Genomic DNA, 22,084 nt, shown 5'->3' with positions numbered 1-22,084 from the left:
TTGGCCGTTACGCCAGCGCCGAGCCGATCGACGTTTCGATCTGCTGCTCGGTATAGGGCTTCTGCAACACGGGGCAGCTCTGCCATTCCTCCTCGATGCCGGCGCGGCCATAGCCGGTGGCAAAGACGATCGGCACCCCGGCCTGGCGGAAGCGTGCGGCGACAGGATAGACTTTTTCTCCCGCCACGTTGACGTCCAGGATCGCCAGGTCGACCTTTATGCCGGAGTCGATCATCTCATGGGCGCCGTTGAGGCGCATCGCGAGACCGACAACCTCACAACCCAGGTCGAACAGCATGTCTTCCAGTTGCATGGCAACGAGGCTCTCGTCTTCGACGACGAAGATCTTCAGGCCCTTCATGTCACGAGATCCATTACGCGGCTGAGATTTCAAATTCGTCCACCTCGGAGAGGGCGACATCGAAGCGACAAATGAGGCTGGAATTGCCAAGGTCAAGAGAAAGCGTACCAGCGAGTTCGCCCTCGATAATCCGCCTCAGCATGCGGACGCCGAAGCCGGAGGTCAGTTCGCGCTCCGGTGCGTCTTCCAGGGCTTCCCGCCAGGTCACGGCGAGATGACGCCTCGCTCCTCGCTCCGACACAGTCCATTCCACCTCCAGCGTGCCGGCGGCGGTCGCCATCGCCCCGTGACGGTTGGCGTTCGTGGCAAGCTCGTGAAAGACCATGGCAAGGGCGATGGCTGATTTCGACGTCAAATGGACTTCAGGCCCCACCATACGAACCCGCGCGGGATCGAAGCCGGCGAGTTCCTGGCGCAGCAGCACAGACAGGCCCGCAGCCTCCCAGCGACGCGCCGAAAGGACGTCGTGCGCCTGGCTCAACGCCATGATCCGCGCCTCGAAGGCATAACGAGCCTCCTCCGGGTCGGTGATATTTCGAAAACTCTGCCGCGCCATCGCCTGCACGGTCGACAATGTGTTCTTCACACGGTGGTTCAGTTCGTCGATCAAAACCCGTTGGCGTTGCGCCGCGCGGATCGATTCAGTCCGGTCGAAGCCCTGAACAAAGACACCGGATATCTCTCCGGCAGCATCGCGGATCGGGTTGTAGGAAAAGTCGATGAAGGACTCTATGGGTTCAGCCTGCTCTTGGGAGCGGATCATCACCCTGACGCCCTCGCCGGAAAAGCTGCGGCCTTTGCTGTAGACCTCATCCAGCATTTCGAAGAAGCCCTGCCCTTCGATTTCCGGGATGGCGGCGCGGACCGAGCGACCGATGGTGTCGCGCCCGCCGATGAAGCGGGAGTAGCTGTCATTGACGAAGGTAAAGACGTGATCGGGTCCCTGCAGCACCGCGATCATGCCCGGCGCCTGCCGGAACAAGCCCCGGAATTCCTCGGCCTGAGAGACCGATGTCTGATAGGCTTCCTCGACGTTTTGTGCGTGCTTGAGCAGTGCCAATTCGCTGGGAACCGCCCGGAACGGCACAGAACTGGCCTCCTTGAGACGAACGATCTCGGTCACGTCGATCGTATTCTGGATGATGAATTCGACCTTGCCCTCAACGTTCTTCAGCGGCGTATGCGTCGCCGTCCAGTAGCGCTGCTCGAATTCACCCCCGGCTTCCGCCGGGCGGGGAATTTCATAGGGAATAAAGGCGATCGTATCGGGCGCCCCACTCTTGAGCACCTCATCAAAGGAGGCCGTCAATCGGCGCCCGCCTTCGCCTTCATTGGGAAACATGTCGAAGAGCTTCTCTCCGACCAAATCCGCGCGCGTTCGCATGACGGCGTTCTCGTAGGCGCGGTTAACGGCCACGTAACGCAAGTCTGAATCCAGCACCATATAAGGACTGGGGAGGGCCTCGAAGAGGCGTTCAAATTCCAAAGATTTCATTCAGCGATATACTCTGCCGCCCACGGCGCTCGCGTTGTTTCCGCCCCGTCGTCGGCAGACCCCCTTACGCGGCACCATAGTTTGCGCTTCACTCACGCAGATCGATTTTTCCCAAGATCATCACGCGGTGATCGTACGATTTATTCGACACGGACGCCCGCCAAACTCAGAAAAGGCGCCGCCCCCGGAAGCTCCCAGTCTGCACTAACGCACGAGCGGGCATTCGGTTTCAACAAATATAGCCGGCTACGTTTTGGTTGGGTGGTTCGGAGGTGCGAAAGCCGATTTGACGTCCGACCGCGCAGCCACCGATTGGGCACATGGGCCGATGCGTAGAGGGCTTCTGGCGAACCGCCGAAGCGCCGCCTGCGATGGCGTGAAAACATCGCGACCGGCCCCTCGATTGTCGATCGGAATTCCGTTCGCCATCGGTCGCGCCGACCTGTTCGATCGCAAGCCGCCGAGGCGCAGAGGGCATGTAATCACAAGTTTTTTTAGTGTTCGCATGATCAATATTTAGCGGCACCTGGAATTGAAAAACGGGCGCAGGCCGTGCATTAGGTCTTCTGCGCTCTGGTGGCGGAGGCAGGCTGTCGCCGGCGGGCCGATGTCTCAACCCCCTCACCTGCTGGCGCTCTTGAGATGCAGCAAGGCTGCGGTGTGCATGCGAAGCCCCCCGGCCGGACGAACGAGCCGCGAAGCCGCTCCAGCGGATTCCACAAGGAGAGACCGATGCAGGATTCAGCCGAGATGGCCGCGGCCACGGACGCCACCACCCTCCGCCACATGGCGAATGCTATCCGGTTCCTGTCGATGGATGCGGTGGAGGCAGCCAAATCCGGCCATCCCGGCATGCCAATGGGCATGGCGGACGCAGCCACGGTGCTGTTCAGCCGGTTCATGAAATTCGATCCCGCCCGCCCCGACTGGCCGGATCGCGACCGCTTCGTCCTTTCCGCCGGCCACGGCTCGATGCTGCTCTATTCGGTCCTGCATCTGACCGGCTACGCAGACTTTCCCATCGACGAATTGAAGCGCTTTCGCCAGATCGGCTCGAAGACCGCCGGCCATCCCGAATTCGGCCACGGCGCCGGTATCGAGACGACCACCGGACCGCTCGGCCAGGGCCTGGCCACCGCTGTCGGCATGGCGCTCGGCGAGCGCATCCTCAACGCCCGCTTCGGGTCGGACCTCTGCGAGCACTACACCTACACGATCGCCGGCGACGGCTGCCTGATGGAGGGTGTCAGCCAGGAGGCGATCTCGCTCGCCGGCCACCTCAAGCTGAACAAGCTGATCGTCTTGTGGGACGACAACCACATCACCATCGACGGCTCCACCGACCTGTCGACCTCCGAGGACATGCAGAAGCGTTTCGAGGCCGCCGGCTGGAACACGCTGGCCGCCGACGGCCAGGATCCGGACGCCGTCGCGGAAGCCATCGAGGCGGCGCGGACGTCGGATCGCCCGACACTCATCGCCTGCCGCACGACGATCGGCTACGGCGCCGGCAAGAAGGCCGGCACCTCAGGCATCCACGGCTCGCCGGTCGGCGCCGAGGGCATCGCTTATGCCCGCGACACCCTGTCCTGGAACCACGAACCGTTCGTCCTGCCCGACGACGTCACCGATTTCTGGAAAGCGGTCGGCGGGCGCGGTGCGTCCGAGGCCGACGCCTGGGCCGATCGTCTGGCCAAGGCGGAATCGCAAAAGGCCGCCGACTGGAAGCGCGTGATGGCGGACGGGTTCGACGGCGACGCGGCCGCGATCCTCGCCGAGGTCAAGATCCAGCTTGCCGGGGAAAAGAGCGTCGCCACCCGCAAGGCCAGCCAGACGGTGATCGACGCCCTGACCGCGAAATCGATGAAGCTGATTGGCGGCTCAGCGGATCTGTCGGGCTCAAACCTGACCAAGGCCGGAGCGGCCAAGCCGATCTCGGCCGAGGATTACACCGGCAACTACATCTATTACGGTGTGCGCGAGCACGGCATGGCCGCGCTGATGAACGGCCTGTCGCTACACGGCGGCTTCGTGCCCTTCGGCGGCACCTTCCTCTGCTTCACCGACTACGCCCGCCCAGCGATGCGCTTGTCGGCGCTGATGGGCCGGCCGGTGATCTATGTCATGACCCATGATTCGATCGGCCAGGGCGAGGACGGCCCGACGCACCAGCCGATCGAGCATCTGGCTTCGCTGCGGGCGATGCCGAACATGAATGTCTTCCGCCCCGCCGACGGGGTCGAGACGGCCGAGTGCTGGGAATTGGCGCTGACCGCGAAGGCCACGCCCTCGACTCTCGTGCTGACGCGCCAGGGCGTGCCGACGCTGCGGGCGGACGGGGCCAAGGAGAACCGCTCGGCCAAGGGCGCCTATGTCATCGCCGCGGCTGACGGCAAGCGCGACGTGACGATCCTCGCCACCGGCTCCGAAGTGGGTCTGGCCGTGGAGGCCAAGGCGCTTCTCGCCGACAGCGGCATCAACGCCGCCGTCGTGTCGATGCCTTCCTGGGAGTTGTTCCAGGCGCAGCCCAAAGCCTATCGCGACGAGGTGCTCGGTTCGGCGCCCCGCGTCGCCGTCGAAGCCGCCAGCCCGTTCGGCTGGGCGCGCTATGTGGAGAGCGAGGATGATGTCGTCGGCATGACGACTTTCGGCGCATCAGCGCCCGGCCCCGACGTCTACGAACACTTCAACATCACCGCGGCCGCCGTCGCCGAGAAGGCGCGGGCAAAACTCGGCCGTTGATCAGCGCGGAAAACCCGATCGAGAACCGCGCAACCTTCTCGATCGGCCGTTCATCAGTCGGGTGAAGCGGCGGATTCAACGCGCGCGGCCCCTTGCCGGAAGCCGGCGCGGCGCTCTCCGAGCCGATGGCGGGGCAAGCGTCTATGCCACCTCGAACCAGGTCTTCATGCCGGCGACCTGGTGTTCGAGCATGTGACAATGCAAAAGCCATTTGCCCGGATTGGACGCCTCAAGCGCGATCTCAATCGTCTCCATCGGCGCGTTGAGCACGGTATCGCGCCAATCGCCATTCGGATCGGCCTTGCCGTCGCGGGTCAGCACCTTGAAGTGGTGACCGTGCAGATGCATCGCATGCGGCCAGCGTGTGTCGTTGAAGATCGTCAGCTTGACCGTCTGCCCTGCCGAGGCGCGAAACAGCGGTTCGTCCATGTCGCCGGCCACGCCATTGAAGGCCCAGACGCGTCGCAGCTTCACCAGCTCCTCGAAACCGCGCTCACGTCCCCCGACCATCGCCCGTTCCATCGAGCCCATGGCGCCGCCTGACATGTCGAGCCGGACGTCGAGGGCTTTGTCCATGTCCAGCGCGTGGCGCATGGTTTCCGCCAGCGGCTGGATGTCGCCCGGTTTTGCGGGCAGCGCCGCCTGATCGCCATAGACGAGATCGGCGGCATCGATCCAGGCCCGGTCCGCATAGACCTTGATGGGAACGCGCGCGCCGGGTTCGGCCTGACAATCGATGACCACGTCGGCCCGCTGGGCCGGAGCGAGGACAACCACGTCGTCCTTGAGCCCGCGTGGCGCGACAGGATGACCGTCGACGGCGATCAGGCGTGGGGCAAACCCTTCGAGCGAGACCCCCAGGATGCGGGCATTGGCACCGTTGATCAGGCGCAGCCGGATGCGCTCGCCGGCCCTGACAGGCAATTCGGGTCCGACGGTGCCATTGACCGTCACCACATTGCCGACGCGCCCGCTATGCCCCCAATCCATGAGGCTGCCGAGGCTTTCCTCGTCGAACATGCCGTCCTTGGTCAGTCGCCAGTCATCGATGAACAACGTCAATTCGCGATCGGCGCCGCGCCAGGGCTCCGGCTCCTCGACGATCAGCGGGCCGCTCAGGCCACGCGCCATCTGCTCCCAGGAACGGTCATGGCTGTGATACCAGAAGGTACCGGCGTCCGGCGCGACGAAGTCATAGTCGAAGCGGGCACCCGCCGGGACCGCATCCTGGGTCAGGCCAGCGGCGCCGTCCATAGCGTTGTCGATCCGGATGCCATGCCAGTGCACGGCCGTCGATTGCGGCAGGTCGTTGACAAGGCTGCGTCGGACCCGCTCGCCGGCCTTGACGCGGATCGCCTCGCCCGGTGTGGCGCCATTATAGGCCCAGACCTTGGTCGGACCGAACGAGTCGGCGGGCAGAAGCTGCGCCACTCCAGGAGCCGCGCGCAGTTCCGGCAAGGGTTCGGCCGCGGACGCAGCACGGATCGCGGCCGGCGTGAGTGCCGATCCGGCGAGAGCAGCCGTACCCAGCATGAAGCGGCGTCGGGAGATCATGGGTATCCTCGAAGATTCAGGCCGTTGCGGCATAAGAAATCGGCCGGAGCGGCGCGGCGCCCAGGAGAGCGGCGCAAATTATAACATGAACTGCGGGCACCCCAGTCGGGGATGCCCACCGTCGATCATTTACTTTTCGCCCGCGCGGCGTTCAACGAATCGTGCCGCGTGCGGATTTCTTCGGGCCAGGTCGACTTGAGATAGGAGAGCACCGCGATGATCTCCTCATCGCTCAGCATGTCCTCATAGGCCGGCATCGCCGACTCATAGTCACCCCCGACGATAGCCGCCGGCCCCAGCTTGGTCAGCCGGAACAGGGTCTCGTCGTCATGGTGCCAGGTATGACCGCTGTCGTCATGCGGCGGCGCCGGCATCAGGCCGTCGGGATCGGGAGAGCGCCAGTCCGGCTGCCCCTTCAGATTCTCCCCATGGCAGGAGGCGCAGTTCGCCGCGTAGAGCGACTGCCCTTGCGCCACCACGGCCGCGTCAGCAGGGCGCAACAGCCCCGCCTCCCCGACGCCAGGAAGCGCCATGACGGTCCACAAGCCGACTCCCGCCGCAATGATCACGGCTAGAATGAGCCCCCACCGCATCATCGGGCAAACCACCAGACAAAGCGGCCGACCGCTTCGGCGCCATGCCATGGGAGCAGGTGCGCCATCACACCAGCCCTTCCGGTTCCTTCGCCGCGCGAACCAGCACCGTCGTACCTTCGGGCACGCGGTCGTAGAGATCGATGATCTCGTGGTTCAGCAGCCGGACGCAGCCGGAAGACACGGCGCGACCGATCGAATTGGCCTCCGGCGAACCGTGGATGCGGTACAGCGTGTCCCTGCCGTTCTGGAAGAGATAGAGCGCCCGCGCGCCGAGCGGATTGTCCAGCCCGGGTTGCTGGCCGCCATTTGCGGCGGAATATTTCTCCAGTTCCGGCTGGCGGGCGATCATCTCCGTCGGCGGCGTCCAGGTCGGCCAGTGGCGCTTGTACTGGATCGTCGCCTTGCCCGACCAGGCAAAGCCGGCACGCCCAATGCCAACCCCGTAGCGCAAAGCCTTCCCGCCCTCCTGGACGAGGTAGAGGAAGCGCTCGCCTGGATCGACGACGAGGGTTCCGGGAACCTCTCCCGTGGGGTCGTCGACGAGCTGACGCCAATATTGCGGCGCGACCACACCCGGTGGAACCGCCGGGATCGGATAGGGCTCGGTGGAGATTGGCCCGTAGGAAAGCGGATAGGCCGGAACCGGGGCGGGTTTCGGGGCCGGCGCAACCGGTGGCGGCGAGGTGACACAGCCGCTGACAGCCAATGCCGTCGCGGACAGGCCGGCGCCGAGGATAGCGCGTCGTGTAAGCATAGGGATAATCCTGATTCAATAGAATTTGCGGCCGAGTACGATCGGCCGGAGACGGCGAGAATCAGGCTCTAGGCGGTTTCGTCAGGGGACGCGGCGTCCGTGATCGCCCCTGGAGATCGACAGTTCGCTTGTGAAAGGCGCGATCGCTGCCGGCGGCCAAGACGGCGGGCGAGAGAATAGCGATCAGATCGACGACACAGCGGCTGGACTGCTGGCCTTTCGCCGCCATGCCGCAACGCTTGCCCGCATTGCTCCACGCGCGCGCCGTCGCGCCGCTCGCCTCCGGGATCGAGATATCGATCGCCGGTGCCTGCACCATGCCATAGGCGGGCGTCAGCAAGATCGGCAAAATCAAAAGGAGCGTCAACAAGAACCGCATCATAGCCAGTGTCTAATTCATCATCCCGTCGAATTGAAGGCGCGGAAATACAACGCTGCGTGATAATTCGGCGACCGCTGCAGACTGGCGATCCTTTTGAACCGCGGGCCCGCCGGAGAATCCACCGGGCCCGCGGTATTTCTTGCGCGGCGTCCGGCGTCGGCCGGCCTGGGCCGCGCAACGCCGAAGCGGGCGCGAGCCTATTTCGCCGCGACGATCAACGGACCGTGCATGCCCATTTCGTAATGCCCCGGAATCAGGCAGGCGAACTCGAACTTGCCGGTCTTGGTGAAGGTCCAGACGATATCGCCGTCCTCGCCCTCGTCCAACCGGATGGCGTTGGGGTCGGCATGTTTCATGTCCGCGGACATGGCCATCTCGCCCTTGTGCTTCTGGTTCGCCTTCGGCGTACCGATGACGAACTCGTGCTCGAGCACGCCTTCGTTCTCGATCGTGAAGCGGATCGTCCGACCCTTCGTCACTTCGATCCTGGAGGGCTCGAAGATCATGTCGCCGTCCTCGGTCTCCAGCATGGTGATTTCGATGGTCCGGTCGACAGCGTCGACCTTGCCGGGCTTGCCGACGGCCATTTCCTTGTTGTCACCGCCGGCATGCGTTCCGCCGGCAAACGCCGGGGCGGCAATGACCGTGGATGCGAAAGCGGCGGCGATGATCAGTTTGTTCAACATAGGTCGTTCCTCGTTACTCACTTGGGATGTGCCCTTCCGATCTGCGGCCGTTATCGGCCGAAGCATTTTCCGCCACGCGGTGTCTGCACCGCGCGGATCTGGAAGGAGTGCTGATAGTCGAAGGTTCAGGGATGCCGACCGGAATCCAGCGTCGGACCGCGTTCAGGAAGATCGGCTTTGAAACCGAGAGTCATCGGAAGCGATCGGATGCGACATGGCCACAGGAGGCGGCATCGAGATGTCAGGCGCGTGGAGGTCCGACGCCCGTGTCGACCGGCTGTCCGATCAGCACCGCGACATGAGAGGGAATGCGAGCCTTGGGCCGCTCGGCGCCCGTCGCTCCATAAGCCATAGCAACGTACTTGACCGGACAGTCGCTACTACATGAACTGTCCGTCGCGCCATGCTCGCCGGCGAGGGACACCGCCGAGTTGGTCACGCCGTGTCCTTGATCGCCGTCGATGGAAAGGGCGGCGCTCCAGGAGGCAACGTGACGATAGGTCGGAGCCGCTCCCGCAGGTGCGAACTGCGACAACAAAACCGTCAGCGTCACCAGGACCGCGGTCAGCAGTCTGATGGTCGCTCGCTGCGGGTTCGTCGATCGCGTCATGCTCTTCCCGGTAACAACTTCAGCATAATCCGTCGATCCTGAAATCTTGAATAGATTTGGAGAGACATCTCGATGCCGTGTTGCAAGCACGTCGGCATGACATCCGTTCCGAGGATTTGTCGGAACGGATGGATTTCATCGAAAAGTGGCCGTTGTCAGACTGCGAGCTTTCAGAAGATGGTATCCTCGCTCTGGCCTCAGCCCTCGCGATACCACTTGTCGTAGTCCCAGGTCTTCGGCGCCCATTCGTTCTGGCCGAAATTGGGCTCGTGCGGCGCCACCACAGTGTGCGACACGATCTCGTCGAATTCCTTCTGATCCAGGCCGACATATTCGAGGAAAATGTCCAGCGACGGCGGTTTGCGGCCTTCGAACTTGTCGACGAGTTCCTGGCCGCGCTCCTTGGTGATGCGGCCGTTGCGCAGGTCGAGGGCGACCATCTGGCTGACCCGGCTATAGCCGCGCTTGAGATATTTGATGTAGTCGCGCATGCCCTGCATGAAGCATTCGATCTTCTCGTAAGGATATTCCTCCCACGGCATGCCCTCGACCTGATCGCCCTTCCAGCCGAGTTCTTCTTGGATTAGCCCGACATTCTTCTTCACATCCCAGGGAATGTAGGAGCCCAGGCAGACGGATTCGTAACGAAGCCGCTTAAGATCGCGCAACTTCGGATAGGTGTAGGGAAGCAGGTCACGCGGATCGAGATCGAAATCGCCCTTGATCATGCCGTACATGTCCTCGGCGGTGATGCCGAGATTGACGAAGCGGTTGAACCGCGTCTCGTCGACCTGCTCGATCTCGTCCTCGGCATAGTCGTAATACTGGGTGTATTCCGACGAGGGCTCGCCCCAGAAGACCAGCGGCACGTTGAACTTGATGGCCATATGCATCGGGTAGGAGAAGATGCCGGTGTGGCAGTGCCAGCAGAAATCGCCCTTGCGGCGGAGCGATTCCAGCATCAACCGCTTCACCACGCGCCAGTTTGGTGTGAAGTTCAGGACGTCGACGCCGAGCTTCTTGAAGGTGCGGGTGTTGTTCTCGATCAGCGTCTCGCGCATGAAGCCATGGTCAAAGCGGACGACCAGCGGCTTGATCTTGTATTCCTTCATCAAATACCAGAGCGTATAGGTCGAATCCTTGCCGCCCGAGAACGGAATGATGCAGTCGTAGTCGTACTTGCCGCGATGCCGCTCGATCAGTTCGTCCAGCTGATGCTTGCGCGCGGTCCAGTCGATCTTTTCGTCGCGATGCTCCTTGCCGCGGCAGACGTTGCACACGCCCTTCGTATCAAATTCGATCGTCTCGTAGGTCTCTGGCAGAAGGCAGCTGCCGCATTTCCGCAATTCGGTCATTTCAACTCCATTCGGCATTGTCGGGCGCCCTAAAGCGCGGCCCACATGGCAGGATTAAGGACACGCGGATCGGTGATCCGCCAAGGGACCCAGATCGGCGCGTTCGAGCGTGACTCCTGAAGCGGCGGCAGCGATCTCAAGCAGTTCGCGCCGGCTCGTCGTTCCCACGATCGCCCGGCTGATGGCCGGATGCGAGAGCACACCGGCGATCAGTCCCTCTATCAGAGGCCGTTTCGAAACCCTGCCAAGACCAGCCTCCATGGTTCACCCGGGACGCCCAAACCCGCGGAAATCGGGTATCATGTCATTGCGGAGCGACCATCCGAGGGGCCTTTGAACCCGCCGCAGTGAGTTTCGAAACGGACTCTCAGACCGAACCCCGCTTCGGCAAAGGTTGCGCGCAGTCCCGTAACGGCGTCACGGAGCGGCCCGAACTTGGCCGGGATATCCTCCGGCTTCTGCAACAACAAGCCTTGCAGAAAAATCGATCGGGCGTGGACCTCAACGCCGCGACGGGCCAGCGCGTCAAGCTGACCGCCCTCGTCCAGGCGACCATCGACCGCATTGATCGGCAGTTGCACGATGTCGGGGTCATAGCGCTGGAGTATCCGGTCGATCTCGACCCCATCATAGACCGAAACTCCGATCTTCATCGCCCGGCCGCTCTGCCTGATCTCGTCCATGCGACGCCACACGGCATCGCCGAAGGGGCCGAGAAGGTCGGCGGGGTCGTGAATGAGAAGACCATGCACCTGCTCAACCTTCAGGTTCTCCAGGGATTGGATGAAACGGCGCGCGATGCTATCGGCCGCCGCATCCGGACCTGCCGCATCCGCCACCTTGCTCGTCTTGGTGACAATCGCGAAGGAACGCGTTTCCGTGGCGGCACCGATGACGGTCTCGCTATCGCCATAGAGCGCGGCGGTGTCGATCAGGCCGATACCGCAGGACGCGGCGGTTCTCATGATCGCGCGCGCTTCGTCGATGGCTACCCTGCCGGCCGCATTGGTGATGCCATAGTCGACGCCGAACTGAACGGTTCCCAGACCGAGCCGCGATGCGCCGTTCGCTTGAGGATCGCTATGGTCAGCTGTTGAGTCGGAGAACATTCCTCACAGCCTCCGCCACGCGCCGGGCATCCTCAACCTCCATCATCGGATAGTATGGAATCGAGAGGGCCCTGGCATAGTAGCTATCGGCCCCCGGCAGATCGAGAGCGCCATAGCGCTCGGCGTAATAGGGCTGCCGATGGATCGGGATATAGTGGACCTGGGTTCCGATGCCCTGCTGGCGCAACTCGCCCATGATCTGTCCGCGATCTTTTCCGAGTGCCTCGAAGTTGATCAACAGCGGGTAGAGATGCAGGACAGGATCGACAGAGGATGCGATCGCAAGCGGGCGCACCAGATCCCCGAAACCGTCAAACAGACGATCATATTCCGCCTTGATTGCCGCCCGGCGTTCGGCAAACATCGGGAGCTTGGCGAGCTGCGATTGCGCCAGCGCGCAGGCGAAGTCGGGCGCGCGGAAATTGTAACCCAACTCCTGCATCTCGTAATACCAGGGGTTCGGTGCGCCGCCGTGCCCGAATGCCATGTCGGCATTCTTGAACTGGGACGGCTCGCGTACCATCCCATGGCCACGCAGCAGGCGCAGCCGCTCGATGAGCGCCTCGTCGTTGGTGGTGATCACCCCGCCCTCGCCCATGGTGATCGTCTTGACCGGATGAAGCGAAAACACCGCCATCGCCGAATGTCGGCAGGCGCCGATCAATGCCGCAGAACCATTCTCCTCGCGGTAACTTCCGCCGAGGGCGTGACAGGCGTCCTCAACCAGCATGATGCCGTTTTCGTTGGCGATCCGGCCAATCTCGGGCATATCCACCGGTTGGCCGTTGAGATGTACGACGACCGCCATCTTGACCGGCTTTCCGGCTTTGTCGATAGCTACGCGGAAGGTCTTAGAGGCCGTTTCGAAACCCTGCCAAGACCAGCCTCCATGGTTCACCCGGGACGCCCAAACCCGCGGAAATCGGGTATCATGTCATTGCGGAGCGACCATCCGAGGGGCCTTTGAACCCGCCGCAGTGAGTTTCGAAACGGACTCTCAGGCGTGACCAGTCCGGTATCCGGATCGGCATCGGCGAAGACGATCTCGGCGCCCGCGTATCGCATCCCGTTGGCCGAGGCGAGGAACGACATCGTCGGCGCAATGCCGAGGTCGTCGCTATCTACGCCGCCAGCCAGGGCCGCCAGATGCAGCGCCGCAGTTCCGTTGGCGCAGACCAGTGCGAAACGGGAGCCGACGGCCTCGGCAAAGCTCTTTTCGAAGGCTTCGACCCGAGGCCCCGTCGTCAGCCAGTCGCTTCTCAGGCAATCTGCGACCGCGGCAATGTCCTCGTCGTCGACCCAATGCCGCCCGTAGGGAAGAAACGCCTCCGCCATCAGGTCAGATTCCGGCCTTCGCAACGACCTCGTTGAAGCCCGCCTCGTCGAGCCACACGTCGTTGATGTCGCTGGAATAGGCAAAATCCTCGGCGACCTTGTCGGCGTCGGGATAGAGTTGCTCGTCGCCGGCCCAGAAACGGTAGGTCGGCAGGATCGCGTAGCGATCGCCCAGATCGACCGTCATCCGGGCATCATCGCCGGTGACCATCACTTCGTGCAGCTTTTCGCCGGGCCGGATGCCGACGATCTTTTGCGGCAGCCCAGGCGCAATCGCCTTGGCCAGATCCGTGACCTTCATCGACGGGATCTTGGGCACGAAAATCTCGCCGCCCTTCATCATCTCGAAGGAGGAAAGGACCATGTTGATCCCCTGCTCGAGGGTGATCCAGAACCGCGTCATGTCCGGGTGCGTGATCGGGATGAAATCGGCTCCGTCGGCGACGAGCTTGCGGAAGAACGGCAACACGCTGCCGCGCGATCCCATGACGTTCCCGTAGCGAACGACTGAAAGTCGAAGCCCGGACGAGCCGGCGATGTTGTTCGCCGCAATGAAAATCTTGTCGGAGGCGAGCTTGGACGCCCCATACAAATTGATCGGGTTGGCGGCCTTGTCGGTCGACAGCGCGACGATCCGTTTGACGTTCTTGTTGATCGCCGCGCGAACGACGTTCTCCGCGCCGATGATGTTCGTCTGCACACATTCGAATGGGTTGTATTCGGCGATCGGCACATGCTTCAGCGCGGCGGCGTGGACGACATAGTCGATATCAGACATCGCCATTTCGAGACGCGGCTGATCACGCACATCGCCGATGAAGTAGCGAAGACACGGATATTCCTGGTCGCTGATCTCGAGATTCATCTCGTATTGTTTGAGCTCGTCGCGCGAAAAAAACGACGATACGGCGCGGCTTGTAGCGCGCCAACACGGTCTTCACGAAGCTCTTGCCAAACGAGCCCGTTCCACCCGTGATCAAAATGGATTTTCCGTCGAGGTCGGGGACGGGATTCAGGAAGTCACGCGAAGTCATGCCAGCTTTCGAACCTTCTTCGGTATTGGACAAGAAAAGACGGGCCTAAAAGCCTACGCCTCTCAAAACGGACCTGGATAATTCAAAAATGAGATGGCGGACAAGCAGGACATGGCCCCAAAGAACCAAACATTCCGCCTCGGCCGACCTGGCACGAACGGCGCCGTTCATTTCCCTTCATCGACCTTGGTCTGCGGCTATGAGCGCTCTCAGGCTTTTCCATCGAAACGGCCACTGGGCGCTATCGTGAGGGAAATTCCGCTGCGCTATTTATTCAAAGCCGCTCTAATTCACGCAACGCGGCCTGTAAAGCGCGAAAACGAATGAGCCAAGCGCTGTCCTCACCAACCTTGGCAAGTCCGAACACCCAGGCGGAGGACTAACCTGTTGCCACCTCCGCTGCAAGGAAGCCGGCACGGCCAGTCCGCCGGCCCGGCGCTGCCATATGTGGCGCCGATGGTCGAGACACGGCAGGCTGGTCCCGCAGGTTGGTATTACCCACTGCAATCCCTTCGTCGCATCGCGATGAATGGGCTCATTCGAGACTCCGGGACGTCCGGCCGGAAGTATGTTTTCTGTTGCCCTTCGAGCCTTCGGGCTGTTTATCCGGGAGGCTCTTTTTTCGGCTCGCCTTGAACCCTGGACTTGGACATAGCGCATGATGATCACGGTGATTGGTAGCGGCTATGTCGGGCTGGTGGCCGGCGCCTGTTTTGCCGATCTCGGCAACGAGGTCATTTGCGTCGACACCGACCCCGCCAAGATCGACATGCTGCGACGCGGCCAGGTGCCGATTTTCGAGCCGGGTCTGGAGCCGCTGCTGCAGCGCGGCCGACAGTCCGGACGGCTGGAATTTACCACCGATTACGACCTAGCCGTCGGCCGCAGCAACATCTTCCTGATAGCCGTCGGGACGCCTCCCGACGAAGACGGCAGCGCCGATTTGCGCCATGTCCTGTCCGCCGCCGCGGCGATCGGCGATCGGCTGACGCAAAAAGCGGTGATCGTCAACAAATCGACGGTTCCGGTGGAGACCGCGGCGAAGGTCGAGGCGGTGATCGCCGCGAGGCTCCGGTCCCGTGGCGTCGATGTGGAGTTCTCGGTGGTGAGCAACCCTGAATTCCTCAAGGAAGGGGCTGCCATCGCGGATTTCACCCGTCCGGATCGCATCATCATCGGGAGTTCCGATGCGTGGGCGACCGAGATCATGCGCAACCTGTACGCGCCTCTCAATCGTCGCCAGGACAAGATCATCGTCATGGATCCGCGGAGTGCGGAACTGACCAAATACGCGGCGAATGCGATGTTGGCGACGCGCATCAGCTTCATGAACGAACTGGCGCACCTTGCGGAAGCCGTGGGAGCGGACATCGAAGCGGTGCGGCGCGGCATCGGAAGCGATCCCCGCATCGGCCTTCGGTTCCTTTATCCCGGCTGCGGATATGGTGGTAGCTGCTTCCCCAAGGACGCGCGCGCGCTGATCAGCATGGGCACGGACCGTGACGTGCCGCTGCGCGTCATGCGGGCGGTAGAAGAGGCCAACGAACGCCAGAAGCACGCGCTGTTCGAAAAGCTCGCCGCCTTTTACGGCGGCGAGACGAATCTGCAAGGCAAGACGATCGCGCTCTGGGGGCTGTCATTCAAGCCCGATACGGATGACATGCGCGAAGCGCCCAGTCGCGTACTGGTGGCGGACTTGCTGTCCCATGGCGCTCAGGTGCGCGCCTACGATCCAGCGGCGATGACACAGACACGGCAGATTTTCGCGGATGCTTCGCGGCTCACCCTGTGTCCCAGCGCCGCCGATGCTCTGGAGGGGAGCGATGCCCTTGCCATCGTGACCGAATGGCGCGAGTTCCGCAGCCCCGATTTCGGCGAAATCGCGTCGCTGTTGAAGGACAAGGTGATCTTCGACGGACGCAACATGTACGAGCGTAGCGTGACCGATGCCGCCGGGCTTGCCTATTTCGATATCGGACGAAATCCCGTCGCCCGCCGGGAGTAGAGAGAACCGCGCAGGTCTCGGCGGCCCCCCGGCGATGAACCCGGCCTCAACGATCGTGAAGGTCGGATTTGTCGTAACCGGCAGCGGTGAGAGCGACGTGTTCGGCCGGGTGCACCTGCGGACCGCCCTGCATCATGGCGAGCACCTCCTTGCCGGGGCTGAATTCGGTGACGGTCGCCTTCAATAGACGCAGGGCTCCCGCGACGTCATTGACGTCGATCAGACGCCGCATCTCGTCGAAGATACGCACGATGACGCCGCGCTCGATTGCGCGCGGGAACGCCACGAGAATTCCGTCGATATCCGTCTGCGCCAACGTCTCGCGGGAATCGAACAGCTCCTCATAAAGCTTTTCGCCCGGCCGCAAGCCCGTATAGACGATGTTGACGTCGATATCCGGCCGCAAGCCGGAGAGACGAATGACATTGCGCGCGAGATCGGCGATCTTCACCGCGGCACCCATGTCGACCACGAAGATCCGCCCCCGTTCCTCGGGGTCCTCCAGGCTATGGGCGGCCGATTGCAGCACCAGAAGGCAGGCTTCCGGTATCGTCATGAAGTAACGTTCGATCTCCGGATGGGTGACCGTCAGCGGCCCACCGGCCTTCAATTGCTTTTCGAAAAGCGGAACGACCGAGCCGGCCGAGCCAAGGACATTGCCGAAGCGGACGGTGATGAAACGCGTTCCGGCCTTATCGGAACCCAGATCCATCGCCTGGCAGAACATCTCCGCCATGCGCTTGCTGGCGCCCATGACATTCGCCGGATTGACGGCCTTGTCAGTCGAGACCATGACCACCGCGCCCACCTTGGCGCGCATCGCGGCCTCCGCCACGTTGCGGGTCCCGATGGTATTGGTGAACAGTCCTTCGAGCGGCTGCGCTTCGACGATCGGAACATGCTTCAGTGCCGCGGCGTGAAAAATGACGTCCGGCCGGTGCGCATCGACAATGCGGGCGATCGCCTCCTTCTCACGCACGTTGCACAACAGCGGATGCAGGGCGTATTGGGGGTTGCCTCGACGCAGTTCGCCGTCGATCGCGTAAAGCAGGTACTCACTGGCATCCACAAGGATCAGGCTGGCCGGTTCCAGGGCGACGATCTGACGGACGAGTTCCGATCCGATCGAACCGCCCGCTCCGGTGATCAATATCTTCTGGCCCTTGATCATCGTCGCCATTTTCGGAACGTCCAGGCGTAGCGGCTTGCGCTGCAACAAATCCTCCAGCTTGATCGGGCGGACTTCCACTTCCGCGCCGACTTCGCGCAGGTCGAGAACCTTGGGCAAGCGCAGCATCTCCAGACGATGCTCGCTGGCGATGTCGATCAAATCCTGAATCCGCGCGTGGCGCTCGAAGTCCTCGCGCGTTCGCGTCAGGATCAAGGCTTCGGGCCGGCGCCCCCGTCGATCGAACCGCCGGATGATCTGCGGCAGTTTCTCCATCCCCCCCAGTACCGGAACGCCGCGAATGAACCGGCCGGTGCGGCGTCCCCGCTCGTCGATGATCGCCAGAACATCGAAGGATTGTCCGCTTCGTTCCGCGATGGTCTTCAAGAATGTCTCGGTGTTATCGCCGGCGCCGATCAGCAAAACGCGCTTGGCCGAGCCGCCGTCCCTGTCCCGGGCGCGGCGCGTATCCCGCCAGTTGCGATAGACCCGATAGACGGCGCGTGGCGTCGCCAGCAAGACGATCAGAAACGCCCATGCGATAATCATCGACGAGCGCGGGATCGCCTCCAGCCGCACCAGCAGGAAATGCGCGACGATGAAAATCGCAACCGAGATTGTAGCCGCCTTGATGATCGCCACGAGATCCGGGAGCGAGGCGTAGCGCCAGACCCCCCGGTTCATCCCGAGCACGAATCCGACGATGCCAACGACTGCGCCAAAAACAAGCGTCGCAAGGCCATATTCCAGCAGGTTGGAAAGGACCCTATCCAGATCCAGCCTCAGGACCAGAGCCAGAAACAGCGCCGCGCCTCCCATGACGGCATCATGGACTAAGGCTATACCTCGAATGAAAAGCATTCGAGAGACGTGACTTGAACTTGCCATAACAACCATCCACCCGCAGTGGAAATTTAAAGGATTAAGAGTTTCTTACCCAAAAAATCCGTCGAGGGATAGGCTGAGCCCCCCCAACCCCAGACGAGATCAGCATAGCATGCTTCATGGCTAGAATTCGGCTCGGCGCCAAGTCGGCCGTATCACAGCCACCACCCGCTCGGGCGAGCAGCTGACCGAGGTGGTTCATTCGTCGATTATCGCCACCAGGGTCTGGAGCTTGAACTGAAGGTGCTCCTTCATCAAACGGCCGAGAAGAGGGGCGTCCCGCCTCGCAAGCGCGGCATGGATGACCTCGTGTTCCCGCGTCGCGGCGAGCCAGCGCTCGGGTGTCAGATTGGCTTGATAGCGCGCCCGGTAGACACGCCGCGCCACCATGGCGTGATGCTGGATGAGAGTGGGGTTGCCGGCGGCCGTGAGTATGGCCGCGTGGATCGCCTGGTTGATCTCGAAATAGGTGGGGCGATCCTGCATTTCGTGGCTTTCGCGAAGACGGCGTGTCAGTTCGCCGATCGCCGCAATATCCTCATCCGAGGCTCGTTCGGCCGCCAGTTCGCCGGCCAGGCCTTCCAGCACCGCGATCAACGGGAACAGTTCCGCCAGTTCCGACAGGGTCTGCCGCGCCACGACGGCACCCCGGTTCGGGACGAGTTGCACGAACCCCTCGTGCGCCAAAACCTTCAAGGCCTCACGAACCGGCGTGCGCGACACGCCAAAACGTTCGGTCAGTGCTTTCTCAGGCACTTTCTCGCCGCCCTTCAGCTCGCCTTCCATGATCATCCGCCGCATCCGGTCGGTCAGTTCGACCGCCAGCGCGGGACGCGTCAGGAAGCCTTCGGGGTTCAGGTCGGCAAGGCTCATGTCTCATTGTCCTGCGTCAGTATAGCGATCCGCCAACAGGCCGTCGCGCTTGATCTCGGTCCCACCGCAGCCCACGGCGGACGGGATGTCTGCTGCTACGCCGCCGCGAGCGGCCGGTCCAGCGCGCCGGCGAGAACCTCGGCGACATGAACCGCCTTTCGGCCTGCACCGTCGGTGATCTGGTGGCGACAGGAGGTGCCGTCCGCGACGATGATCGCATCCTCCGACGCACTTCGCACGGCTGGCAACAAGGACAACTCGCCCATCGCCAACGACACGTCGATCGTCTTGGCATCGTAGCCGAAAGCGCCGGCCATGCCGCAACATGAAGATTCGATCACCTCAAGATCGAGGTTCGGAATCAGCCGCAACGCGCCTTCGACCGCCGACATCGCGCCGAACGCCTTTTGGTGGCAGTGTCCGTGCAGGTAGGCCTTTCGGTCCAGCAGTCCGAGCGGCAAGGACAGGCGGCCAGCCCGGTTTTCGCGGACCAGAAACTCCTCGAACAGCATCGCGCCGGCGGCAACGGATTCGGCGTCCTCTCCGGGCACCAGCGCCAAGAATTCGTCGCGCAGCGTCAGGATGCAGGACGGCTCGAGACCGACAATCGTCCGCCCCGCCCGCACATGCGGTAGCAGCGCTGCGATCGTACGCCGCGCCTCCTCCCTGGCTCGATCCGCCATGCCCGCCGCGAGGTAGGTCCGGCCGCAGCACAGCGGCCGCTCGCCAATGCCGAGACTGGCGGTCGCAACGCTGTAGCCGCCTGCTTCGAGGACCTTCACTGCAGCACGCAGCGTCTCGGGGTCGAACCAGCGGCCGAAGGTGTCGGCGAAAAGAACCACACCACGTTCGCCCGCTCGCGGCAGCGGCTCGCCCCGATCCCCCTCCCCGTCGCGGAACCAATCGCGCCGAAAGATCGGAAGCGTCCTGCGGCGGGAGAAACCGAACAAGCGCTCCGACAGCGCGGCAAACCCGGGAATGCGATCGCGCAGCGCCAGCAATCCCGTCAGCCGCGCAGCCACCGGCGCATAACGCGGTAGCTCGGCGATCAATCGATCCTTCAGCGAAAAGCCCTTGGCCTTCCCGCGCTGGTAGAGCACTTCCGCTTTCATTTTGGCCATGTCGACGCCGGTCGGACATTCGCGGCGGCAGGCCTTGCAGGAAACACAGAGCTTGAGCGTCTCGGCCATGTCGTCGGAGGCCAACGCATCGGGGCCGAGTTGCCCCGACAGCGCCAGGCGCAGGGTGTTGGCACGCCCGCGCGTCACGTCGTTCTCGTTCCGGGTGACGCGGTAGCTCGCGCACATGACGGCCCCAGCCATCTTCCGGCAGGCGCCGTTGTTGTTGCACATCTCGACGGCGCCCTGGAAACCGCCGGCCGCTCCGGGCCAGGCCGACCAGTCAAAGGCCGTCGTGATGTCCTCAACCGCGTAGCCCGGCGGGTATCGCATCAGGCCGCGGTCATCCATCTTCGGCGGATGGACGATCTTGCCGGGATTGAGCAGCCCAGACGGGTCGAAAGCGGTCTTCACCTCCTCGAAGGCGCGCACGATGCGCGAGCCGAACATGACCTCGTGGAACTCGGAGCGGACGATGCCGTCGCCGTGTTCGCCGGAATGCGAGCCCTTGTATTCGCGCACCATCGCGAAGGCCTCTTCGGCGATCGCCCGCATGGTGGCGACGTCCTTGTCCAGCTTGACGTTGAGCACCGGCCGCACATGCAGGCAGCCCTCGGAGGCATGGGCGTACCAGGTGCCGCGCGTGCCATGGCGCTCGAAGATCGCCGTCAGCCGATCGGTATAATCGGCGAGATGTTCCAGCGGCACCGCGCAATCCTCGACGAAGGAGACCGGTTTGCCCGCTTCCTTCATCGACATCATGATGTTGAGGCCCGAGGCGCGCAGGTCGGCGATAGCGGCCTGCAGCTTGGCGTCCTTGACCGCAACGACGCCGCCTTCTTGTTCGCCTCCCTTGCCGAAGCCGTAGCCGAGATCGCTCATGACGTCCCGCAGCGCCTCGATGCTGCGTTCGTTCTCGTCCGCCTCGTCGGCGAATTCGACGAGGAGCAGCGCCGCCGGATCGCCTTCGACGAAGGCTTCGAGCGTCGGCACGAACATGTCGATCCGCCGGGCGAGCGCGATCATGGTCGAATCGACGAGTTCGACCGAGGTGGGTTTCAGCGCGACGATGTGCTGCGCGGCCTCCATCGCCGCCCGGAAGGTCGGGAAATGGCAGGCGCCGAGCAGTTTGGTGGTCTTCGGCAGTGGCGACAGAGCGATCTCTATGACCGTCGAAATTCCCAGCGTGCCCTCCGAGCCGACGAGGAGATGGGCGAGATTGATCGGCTCGGTGGCCGGCATCAGCGCGTCCAGATTATAGCCGCCGACCCGCCGCTGCACCTTCGGGAACCGCGCTTCGATCTCGGCGGCCTCGCGCCGGCCGAGCGCCAGCATGGCGGCGACGAGATCGCGCGACGGCTCGTCCGGGGCGTCCTGATCAAGGCGGGCAAAGCGGCCCCTGGTTCCGTCGGCGAGGATCGCGTCGATGGCGATGATGTTGTCGCGCATGGTGCCATAACGCAGCGAACGCGAGCCGCAGGAATTGTTGCCGGCCATGCCACCGATCGTCGCCCGCGAAGCCGTGGAAACATCGACCGGGAACCACAGGCCATGCGGTTTCAACAGCCGATTGAGGTCGTCCAGCACGATGCCCGGCTCGACAACCGCACGGCGGCCTTCGACATCCAGTTCCAGCAACCGGTTGAGATATTTCGAGGTGTCGACGACGAGCCCCGAATTCAACGTCTGGCCGCATTGCGACGTGCCGCCGCCCCGCATCGTCAGCGGCAGCCCCTCCTCGCGAGCCGCGTCGAGCGCGGCGGCGACATCGTCCGTCGTCTTCGCCACCACCACGCCGGCCGGCATGATCTGGTAGATCGAGGCGTCGGTCGCGTAGCGCCCGCGAGAAAAGCGGTCGAACAGCACCTCCCCGGCAATTTCTTTCGACAGCCTGCGGGACAGGCCCGGCCGGATCATCTCACCCACGATTTCGGATCTCCACTGCGGGAAAGCGCCATTCGCCGCTTGACAGAAATAATGAATTCATAATTCAATATGACCGCAATTAAGATGTGCCGGCAA

The 22,084-nt window shown here is 63.0% G+C and carries 19 protein-coding genes; 2 read left to right on the top strand and 17 right to left on the bottom strand.

Annotated elements, in window-relative coordinates:
* Positions 1 to 7 precede the first annotated feature (7 nt).
* A complete protein-coding gene (locus VQ044_RS07755) occupies positions 8 to 361 on the bottom strand; it encodes a response regulator (protein ID WP_327624561.1) in 354 nt (117 codons plus the stop codon).
* Positions 362 to 374: 13 nt separating this feature from the next.
* Complete coding sequence (locus VQ044_RS07750; RefSeq protein WP_327646277.1) at positions 375 to 1,856, bottom strand: sensor histidine kinase; 1,482 nt, start codon at positions 1,854 to 1,856, stop codon at positions 375 to 377.
* Positions 1,857 to 2,588: 732 nt separating this feature from the next.
* Between VQ044_RS07750 and tkt the strand changes: the two genes are divergently transcribed.
* Positions 2,589 to 4,598 carry a transketolase gene (gene tkt, locus VQ044_RS07745; RefSeq protein WP_327646276.1) on the top strand — a complete coding sequence of 670 codons (2,010 nt, stop codon included), beginning with the start codon at positions 2,589 to 2,591 and terminating at the stop codon, positions 4,596 to 4,598.
* Positions 4,599 to 4,739: 141 nt separating this feature from the next.
* Here tkt and VQ044_RS07740 read toward each other — a convergent pair whose 3' ends face one another.
* From VQ044_RS07740 to VQ044_RS07685, 12 genes are all read right to left on the bottom strand, one after another.
* On the bottom strand, positions 4,740 to 6,152 hold the full coding sequence (locus tag VQ044_RS07740; RefSeq protein ID WP_327646275.1) for a multicopper oxidase family protein: 1,413 nt from the start codon (positions 6,150 to 6,152) through the stop codon (positions 4,740 to 4,742).
* Positions 6,153 to 6,277: 125 nt separating this feature from the next.
* A complete protein-coding gene (locus tag VQ044_RS07735) occupies positions 6,278 to 6,697 on the bottom strand; it encodes a c-type cytochrome (protein WP_327646274.1) in 420 nt (139 codons plus the stop codon).
* A 115-nt stretch (positions 6,698 to 6,812) separates the two neighbouring features.
* Positions 6,813 to 7,502 carry a L,D-transpeptidase gene (locus VQ044_RS07730; RefSeq protein WP_327646272.1) on the bottom strand — a complete coding sequence of 230 codons (690 nt, stop codon included), beginning with the start codon at positions 7,500 to 7,502 and terminating at the stop codon, positions 6,813 to 6,815.
* A gap of 61 nt (positions 7,503 to 7,563) precedes the next feature.
* Entirely contained in the window at positions 7,564 to 7,884 is a 321-nt protein-coding gene (locus tag VQ044_RS07725) for a hypothetical protein (protein WP_331827658.1), read from the bottom strand.
* A gap of 197 nt (positions 7,885 to 8,081) precedes the next feature.
* A complete protein-coding gene (locus tag VQ044_RS07720) occupies positions 8,082 to 8,570 on the bottom strand; it encodes a cupredoxin domain-containing protein (RefSeq protein WP_327646269.1) in 489 nt (162 codons plus the stop codon).
* 241 nt (positions 8,571 to 8,811) lie between these two features.
* Complete coding sequence (locus tag VQ044_RS07715; protein WP_327646268.1) at positions 8,812 to 9,180, bottom strand: hypothetical protein; 369 nt, start codon at positions 9,178 to 9,180, stop codon at positions 8,812 to 8,814.
* 197 nt (positions 9,181 to 9,377) lie between these two features.
* On the bottom strand, positions 9,378 to 10,535 hold the full coding sequence (locus VQ044_RS07710; protein WP_327646266.1) for an N-acetyl sugar amidotransferase: 1,158 nt from the start codon (positions 10,533 to 10,535) through the stop codon (positions 9,378 to 9,380).
* A 299-nt stretch (positions 10,536 to 10,834) separates the two neighbouring features.
* A complete protein-coding gene (locus VQ044_RS07705; protein WP_327650892.1) occupies positions 10,835 to 11,644 on the bottom strand; it encodes an aldo/keto reductase in 810 nt (269 codons plus the stop codon).
* Complete coding sequence (locus VQ044_RS07700) at positions 11,622 to 12,452, bottom strand: DegT/DnrJ/EryC1/StrS family aminotransferase (RefSeq protein WP_327646263.1); 831 nt, start codon at positions 12,450 to 12,452, stop codon at positions 11,622 to 11,624. Before VQ044_RS07700 ends, VQ044_RS07705 begins: the two co-directional genes overlap by 23 nt.
* Before the next feature lie 86 nt (positions 12,453 to 12,538).
* The gene (locus VQ044_RS07695) at positions 12,539 to 12,979 is read right to left on the bottom strand and encodes a DegT/DnrJ/EryC1/StrS family aminotransferase (RefSeq protein ID WP_327646262.1); all 441 of its coding nucleotides are present in this window, start codon (positions 12,977 to 12,979) and stop codon (positions 12,539 to 12,541) included.
* Between the two features lie 4 nt (positions 12,980 to 12,983).
* Positions 12,984 to 13,844 (bottom strand): UDP-N-acetylglucosamine 4,6-dehydratase (inverting), encoded by an 861-nt coding sequence (gene pseB / locus VQ044_RS07690; RefSeq protein WP_327646261.1) that lies wholly within the window; start codon positions 13,842 to 13,844, stop codon positions 12,984 to 12,986.
* On the bottom strand, positions 13,780 to 14,013 hold the full coding sequence (locus VQ044_RS07685; protein WP_327646323.1) for a polysaccharide biosynthesis protein: 234 nt from the start codon (positions 14,011 to 14,013) through the stop codon (positions 13,780 to 13,782). Before VQ044_RS07685 ends, pseB begins: the two co-directional genes overlap by 65 nt.
* A 658-nt stretch (positions 14,014 to 14,671) precedes the next feature.
* Here VQ044_RS07685 and VQ044_RS07680 point away from each other — a divergent pair.
* Positions 14,672 to 16,018 carry a UDP-glucose dehydrogenase family protein gene (locus VQ044_RS07680; protein ID WP_327646260.1) on the top strand — a complete coding sequence of 449 codons (1,347 nt, stop codon included), beginning with the start codon at positions 14,672 to 14,674 and terminating at the stop codon, positions 16,016 to 16,018.
* A gap of 46 nt (positions 16,019 to 16,064) precedes the next feature.
* Here VQ044_RS07680 and VQ044_RS07675 read toward each other — a convergent pair whose 3' ends face one another.
* From VQ044_RS07675 to VQ044_RS07665, 3 genes are all read right to left on the bottom strand, one after another.
* Positions 16,065 to 18,005: a polysaccharide biosynthesis protein gene (locus tag VQ044_RS07675; RefSeq protein ID WP_327646259.1), complete on the bottom strand. Its 1,941-nt coding sequence runs from the start codon at positions 18,003 to 18,005 to the stop codon at positions 16,065 to 16,067.
* Between the two features lie 264 nt (positions 18,006 to 18,269).
* Positions 18,270 to 18,944, bottom strand: coding sequence for a GntR family transcriptional regulator (locus tag VQ044_RS07670; RefSeq protein WP_327624549.1), 675 nt, complete (start codon positions 18,942 to 18,944; stop codon positions 18,270 to 18,272).
* Positions 18,945 to 19,039: 95 nt separating this feature from the next.
* Positions 19,040 to 21,979, bottom strand: a complete 2,940-nt coding sequence (locus VQ044_RS07665) for an FAD-binding and (Fe-S)-binding domain-containing protein (RefSeq protein WP_327646322.1) — start codon at positions 21,977 to 21,979, stop codon at positions 19,040 to 19,042.
* Positions 21,980 to 22,084 lie beyond the last annotated feature (105 nt).

The sequence above is a fragment of the Aurantimonas sp. C2-5-R2 genome (genome assembly GCF_036549495.1).
Lineage (GTDB): Bacteria > Pseudomonadota > Alphaproteobacteria > Rhizobiales > Rhizobiaceae > Aurantimonas > Aurantimonas coralicida_A.
This window is presented reverse-complemented; position numbering and strand designations above follow the sequence as displayed.